General features: G+C 70.0%; 6 protein-coding genes. 3 read left to right on the forward strand and 3 right to left on the reverse strand.

The annotated features are described in order from the left end of the window. The coding region (locus L0H79_RS20005) for a TCP-1/cpn60 chaperonin family protein (RefSeq protein ID WP_301486399.1) at nt 1-538 on the reverse strand (538 nt) is incomplete at its 3' end. Between the two features lie 414 nt (nt 539-952). Between L0H79_RS20005 and L0H79_RS20010 the strand changes: the two genes are divergently transcribed. Then, the gene (locus L0H79_RS20010; RefSeq protein ID WP_301486400.1) at nt 953-2,521 is read left to right on the forward strand and encodes an HD domain-containing phosphohydrolase; all 1,569 of its coding nucleotides are present in this window, start codon (nt 953-955) and stop codon (nt 2,519-2,521) included. Nucleotides 2,522-2,706: 185 nt separating this feature from the next. Continuing rightward, nucleotides 2,707-2,982 carry a DUF4242 domain-containing protein gene (locus L0H79_RS20015; RefSeq protein WP_301486401.1) on the forward strand — a complete coding sequence of 92 codons (276 nt, stop codon included), beginning with the start codon at nt 2,707-2,709 and terminating at the stop codon, nt 2,980-2,982. A gap of 74 nt (nt 2,983-3,056) precedes the next feature. Here L0H79_RS20015 and L0H79_RS20020 read toward each other — a convergent pair whose 3' ends face one another. Then, nucleotides 3,057-3,485 (reverse strand): HIT family protein, encoded by a 429-nt coding sequence (locus L0H79_RS20020; protein ID WP_301486402.1) that lies wholly within the window; start codon nt 3,483-3,485, stop codon nt 3,057-3,059. A gap of 39 nt (nt 3,486-3,524) precedes the next feature. Here L0H79_RS20020 and L0H79_RS20025 point away from each other — a divergent pair, with 39 nt between their 5' ends. Continuing rightward, complete coding sequence (locus L0H79_RS20025; protein ID WP_301486403.1) at nt 3,525-4,397, forward strand: MBL fold metallo-hydrolase; 873 nt, start codon at nt 3,525-3,527, stop codon at nt 4,395-4,397. A 475-nt stretch (nt 4,398-4,872) separates the two neighbouring features. On the opposite strand, the gene L0H79_RS20030 is transcribed toward L0H79_RS20025, so the two are convergent. Further along, nucleotides 4,873-5,052 (reverse strand): hypothetical protein, encoded by a 180-nt coding sequence (locus tag L0H79_RS20030; protein WP_301486404.1) that lies wholly within the window; start codon nt 5,050-5,052, stop codon nt 4,873-4,875. Nucleotides 5,053-5,786: the final 734 nt, after the last annotated feature.

Genomic DNA, 5,786 nt, shown 5'->3' on the forward strand with positions numbered 1-5,786 from the left:
TGTTGGAGTCCTCGACGGTGATGACGCCTTCCTTGCCGACCTTGTCCATCGCCTCCGCGATGAGCTGGCCGATCTCCTCGTCCGCCGCGGAGATGCTCGCGGTCGAGGCGATCTGCTCCTTGGTCTCGACCTCCTTGGCGGAGTCGAGCAGGGCGGTCGTCACGGCGTCGACGGCCTTCTCGATGCCGCGCTTGAGCGCCATCGGGTTGGCCCCGGCGGCGACGTTGCGCAGGCCCTCCTTGACCATGGCCTGGGCAAGGACGGTGGCCGTCGTGGTGCCGTCACCGGCGACGTCGTCGGTCTTCTTGGCAACTTCCTTGACGAGCTCGGCGCCGATCTTCTCGTACGGGTCGTCGAGCTCGATCTCCTTGGCGATCGAGACGCCGTCGTTGGTGATCGTGGGGGCTCCCCACTTCTTCTCCAGCACGACGTTGCGGCCCTTGGGGCCGAGCGTGACACGGACGGCGTCGGCAAGGATGTTCATGCCGCGCTCGAGACCGCGACGCGCCTCTTCGTCAAACGCAATGGTCTTGGCCATTCGGTGGTTCCTCCACGCGAATCGAAAGGTGGGTGGTCCGCGTGTCGCCCGCGACGGCCGGAGCAGACCCTCACAGCTCACGTCGCTGCGAACGCCGACCCCTCGGCACACGGCCCGGTTCTGTCACTCCCATGGTGAGAGTGCTAAGCGCCATTATTGGCACTCTCACCCCGAGAGTGCAAACGGCCGACGGCTGATCCCTGCGCGGCGCACCTCGTACCCGACCCCAGTCCCCACCCCGCCGGGCCAAGTGGCCACCCCGCCGGCCAAGTGGCCGGAACGACGGCGGCGCCGGGGCCTCTCCCCCGCACAAACGAGTCCGGCGGCTGGGACTCGTTCCGGTCGGTTGTCCCGCCCGACCCCGGACCAGCCGGGCATCCGGCCGGAGGGCGACTCTCGGGCTACCCTCGAATGATGGGCAAGGTCGCGTCTAGCGGGGTGCGCCTGCCGGAGCTGCTGGGCACCCTGTCGCTGGCCGTCGACCTCGGGTTGGGACAGCCGATGGGGCACGTCGCGCGCTCGTGCGTCATCGCACGCCGGCTGGCCGACCGCATGGGGGCCCCTGACCGAGACCGGGAAGCCCTCTACTACGTAACCCTGCTCGGCTGGCTCGGCTGCATCGCCGACTCCCACCAGTCTGCGGCGTGGTTCGGAAACGACATCGACTACCGTGCCGGCGTCTATGACCGCGACCTGGCCCCGCTGCCCTTCCTCGGTTACCTGCTGAGCCGAGCCGGTGCGGGCGCGTCGGTGCCCCGGCGGGCCGGCCGGGTCGCCGCCTTGGTGGCGACGGGGGCCCGCAGCGCTCAGGAAACCCTGCACGCCCACTGCCAGGTGACCACGGCGGTCGCCCAGCGGCTCGGCATCGATGACGAGGCCTGTCGGCTGCTCGACCAGATCTTCGCCCGTTGGGACGGCAAGGGCCTGCCGAAGGGCCTCGCGGGCGAGGACATCGGCCTGCCGGTCCGGCTCTGGCATGTCGCCGACGTTGCGGAGGTCCATCACCGTCGGAGTGGAGTCGCCACCGCCGTGGAGGTGGTCCGGTCCCGGCGGGGGACTCAGTTCGACCCCGCCGTCGTCGACGACCTCTGCCGGGACCCCACGCCGCTCTTCGACGGGCTGGACACCGAGGGACGGTGGCAGGACCTCACCGAGGTCGAGCCGGGGTTGTGCCTACCTCTGTCCGAGGCCGACCTCGACGCCGCGCTCGATGCCGTCGGTGACTGGGTGGACCTCAAGTCGCCGGTCTTCGGCGGGCACTCCCGCGGCGTGGCAGAGCTCTGCGCGGCGGCAGCTGAACGTGCCGGGATGCCCCTGGACGATATCCGTCTCGTCCGCCGAGCAGGTCTCGTGCACGACCTCGGTCGGGTCGGCGTGCCCAACAGCATTTGGGACAAGACCACCCCGCTCGACGAGTCCGAGCTCGAACGGGTGCGCCTGCACTCGTACTACACCGAGCGGATGCTCTCCCGTCCGGCCCGGCTGGCGCAGATCGGCGCGGTCGCCGCCCTGGCCCACGAGCGACTCGACGGCTCGGGCTACCACCGCGGGCTCAGGGCAGACGCCATGCCGATGACCGCGCGAATCCTCGCCGTGGCCGACACCTACCACGCGAAGCAGGAGCCCCGCCCGCACCGACCTGCCCTGAGCGCAGCCCAGGCTGCGGCACACGTGACCCGGCAGGCACGCGACGGCCGCCTCGACCCGGCCGCGGTGGACGCCGTGCTTGCCGCCGCCGGGCAACGCCAGACCCTCGCCGCCCCGCGGCCCGCCGGCCTGACCCCTCGCGAGGTCGAGGTCCTCGCGCTGCTCGCCAACGGCCTGACCAACCGGCAGGTGGCCCGCCGCCTGGGGATCACCCCGAAGACCGTCGGCAACCACGTCGAGCGGATCTACACGAAGGCCGGCGTGTCGACCCGAGCCGCCGCGACCCTCTTCGCCATCGAGCACGGGCTGCTTCCCCATCGGGCATCGCACGACTGACCGCATCCTCCATGCGGGGCACCCTGCAGGCGCCGCACCCTGGATGCGCGGCACGCTGCAGGCGCCGCACCCCTGCAGGCGCGCCGCGCTGTCCTGAGGAGAACGCCTCATGACACGAGACCCCTCCCGCCTTGACGCTGGACGGACAGCAGGTGGCGATAGCCACCACGAACCAAGGAGGAACCATGCCGAAGTACGTCATCGAGAGGTCCGTGCCGGGTCTCGGCCAGATGACCCGCGACCAGCTGCACGACCTGTCCGCCGCATCGAACGCGGTGCTCTCCGACCTGGGGCCGAGCATCCAGTGGGTGCACTCCTACGTCACGGACGAGCGGCTCTTCTGCGTCTACAACGCTCGGGACGAGGACCTGATCCGCGAGCACGCGGCTCGGGGCGGCTTCCCCTGCGACGGGATCCGGCAGGTCGGCGCGATCATCGACCCGGTCACCGGAGAGGGATGACCGCGATGCGCCGGTCGGGCCCGTAGTTGGGCTCCGCAAGAGTCCAGACGCTCTCTCGCCTCCGTTCGCAGAGCTCAGGCGGACGGGGAGGGGGGTGCGAGCGCCCCGGCCAGCTTGGCGGCATACGCCGCGGCCTCCTCGGCGTCGGCGTACGTGGTGCGCGGCCAGAAGAACCCGCGCAACCCGTCGCCCTTCGTGCGCGGCACGACGTGGACGTGCAGGTGCGGCACCGACTGGCTGACGACCGTGTTGATCGCCGTGAAAGCCCCCTGAGCGCCGAGCCCGGTCATGACCGCACTCACGACCCGCTGCGTCACAGCGACGAGACCCGCGTGCAAGGCCGGCGGCAGGTCGAGCAGGGTGGGGACGTGCTCACGCGGCACGACGAGTGTGTGACCCTTGAAGACCGGGCGTTTGTCGAGGAACCCGACGTAGTCCGGTTCGTCGAGCACGATGTCGGCACGCGTGTCGCCGGCGACGACGGAACAGAAGGCGCAGTCCACCCGCCCACCCTGCCACGGCCCGGCACTACGGTGGGATCCGTGAGCGTTGGGCCGTTCGTCGAGGTCGCCGACCGCGTCTTCCACGCCCGGTTCCCCCAGTGGGACGTCGGGGTCGGGCTCGTCCTCGGCCGGGACGGCGCCGTTGTCATCGACACCCGGGCGAGCGCGGTCCAGGGCGGCGAGGTCGTCACGGCCGTGCGTGGGCAGTTCCCGGGCACGCAGGTCAGTCATGTCGTCAACACCCATGTCCACTTCGACCACACCTTCGGCAACATCGCCTTCGCCCGGGCAACGGTCCATGCGCACGAGGCGGCGGCTCGGTCGATGGAGGCCGACGCAGCGCGGATCAAGGGACTGTTCGCGGCAGACCCCGGGGACGGACCCGAGCTGGGCTATACCGCGTCGGACGTCGCGGACGTCCTCGCGACGCGGCTGCGCGAGCCGGACTGCACGTTCGCCGCGAGCGCGACGATCGACCTCGGCGACCGCGCGGTCACCCTGCTGCACACGGGGCGCGGCCACACCGACGGCGACATCGCCATCCAGGTGCCCGATGCCGACGTCGTCTTCCTCGGTGACCTCGTCGAGCAGTCGGCCCACCCGTCGCTGGGGTTGGACTGTTGGCCGCTCGAGTGGCCCGAGACGCTGGGCTCGCACCTGACCTGGATCGGCTCGGACACCGTCGTGGTGCCGGGTCACGGGCGGCCTGTCGACGAGGCGTTCGTGTGCCGTCAACGCGACGAACTCGGCGCGCTGGCCGGTCTCCTGCGGGAGCGACGGCTCATCGGTATGTCGCTCGCCGACGCCCAGCACGAACCCGACGACCGCCTCCCCTACCCTCTCGAGCACCTGGCGGCAGCGGTGGAGCGCGTGTGGGCGCAACTCGCCCCCGACGCGACGCGGATCGGCTGAGCCGGGGATCCACCGATCGACTGCAGGTGAGGTGGGTGGGTTGGTGCGGAACGGCCGGACGTCCCTGTGAACCAAGGCCCCAGGGATCGACCGAGCGCAGTGAGGGAGGGGCGAGGGCCCGTCCGGTGAGGCGACCATGCGGTGCTACGCGGTCGCACATGAAGGTTGGTGTTCGTGCTCTGGGCAACGAGACGCATCGCGCGATAGATGCGGTGCGTGCTGGGCAGCGCGTGACACTGACGGTCCATGGGTAGCCGGTCGCCGACATCGTGCCTTACGGCGGGCGCGCCAAGTGGCTCTCGGGTCTGGCCCTGCAAGAGCAGTTGGCGCGGCGTTTCGCGGACCCAGGGTTGCGACGCGATCTCGATGAGCTCGCCGGCGAGCCCGAGGGAATCTCACCCCCGGGCCACCCGACAGCCCGATTCGATGTCCGGGAATACCCGTGTCCCGCCGCCCGCGCGTCGCGTTCTCTGCCTCAGTCGAACACCTGCGACTGGTACAAACCGTCACGACGAAGCATCGCTGCCTTCTGGCTGTTCCACGCCTCGTATTCCGCCAGCACCCGAGCCCGATACTCCGCGGTGAACTGCCGCCTCGTCGGCCTCGGTGCCGGATCGACCAGCACCTCGCCGCCGCCCGCCACAGCCATGGCCACGCCTGCTCGCTACCGGTCACGTCCCCTACTCCAGTCACGCCCTACACGATGAGTTCCCCCGTTAGGGACCTCCACTTACGTGACCGGAGCACTCTGGGTCAAGTCGGCCCAATCTGGCCTACCGCGCGGAAGCGCCCGCAGGTGCACATTGAGAGGGTCTGCACCGAGGTATCGGTGAAATGCGTTACAGGTGAAGGGATCTGGCAAGTACGATACGGGGCGGGTGGCGACCTGCCTCGGAGCCACCCCGGTCAAGTGGAGATCCCTGTCCCCAGTTGCCCGGTGTCTCACCCCAGCCTGACAGAGAGGGAGGTGTGGGCGCCGTGGCGGGCCAGTTCCATCCGGTCGGTGGTCTCGCCGAAGGTGGCCTCGACGCGATTGCGCCACTCGGCGATGAACCTTCTGCAGGATCCTGGGCATGCTGGCGCGCTGGACCTTGGTGGGCGGACGAGCACGGCGGTGTCACGCGCGGCCTGGGTGGCCGTGAAGGCGTTGCCGTTGAAGCCCGATCGCGCCGGTCGCGATCGCGTCATCGACGAGGGTGTAGACGTAGACGAACAGGTCTTCTGTTGGCAGCATGGGGGCGCCTCTGCGGTCGAACGGTTATGCATACCCGCTGACTGCCGCAGAGGCGCCTGTCGGTCAAGACGACACGCCGGGATCATCCCACATAGCGCGCCTTAGTGGTCAGGATCGTAAGTTCGTCGGGGGTCAGGAGGCTTGGGCCGGGTCGG

Source organism: Intrasporangium sp. (assembly GCF_030452765.1).
Classification (GTDB): Bacteria; Actinomycetota; Actinomycetes; order Actinomycetales; family Dermatophilaceae; genus Intrasporangium_A.

Excerpts from the sequence above, each read along its gene's own strand:
- L0H79_RS20015 (WP_301486401.1), top strand. The coding sequence starts at position 2,707 with ATGCCGAAGTACGTCATCGAGAGGTCCGTGCCGGGTCTCGGCCAGATG.
- L0H79_RS20010 (WP_301486400.1), top strand. The coding sequence starts at position 953 with ATGGGCAAGGTCGCGTCTAGCGGGGTGCGCCTGCCGGAGCTGCTGGGC.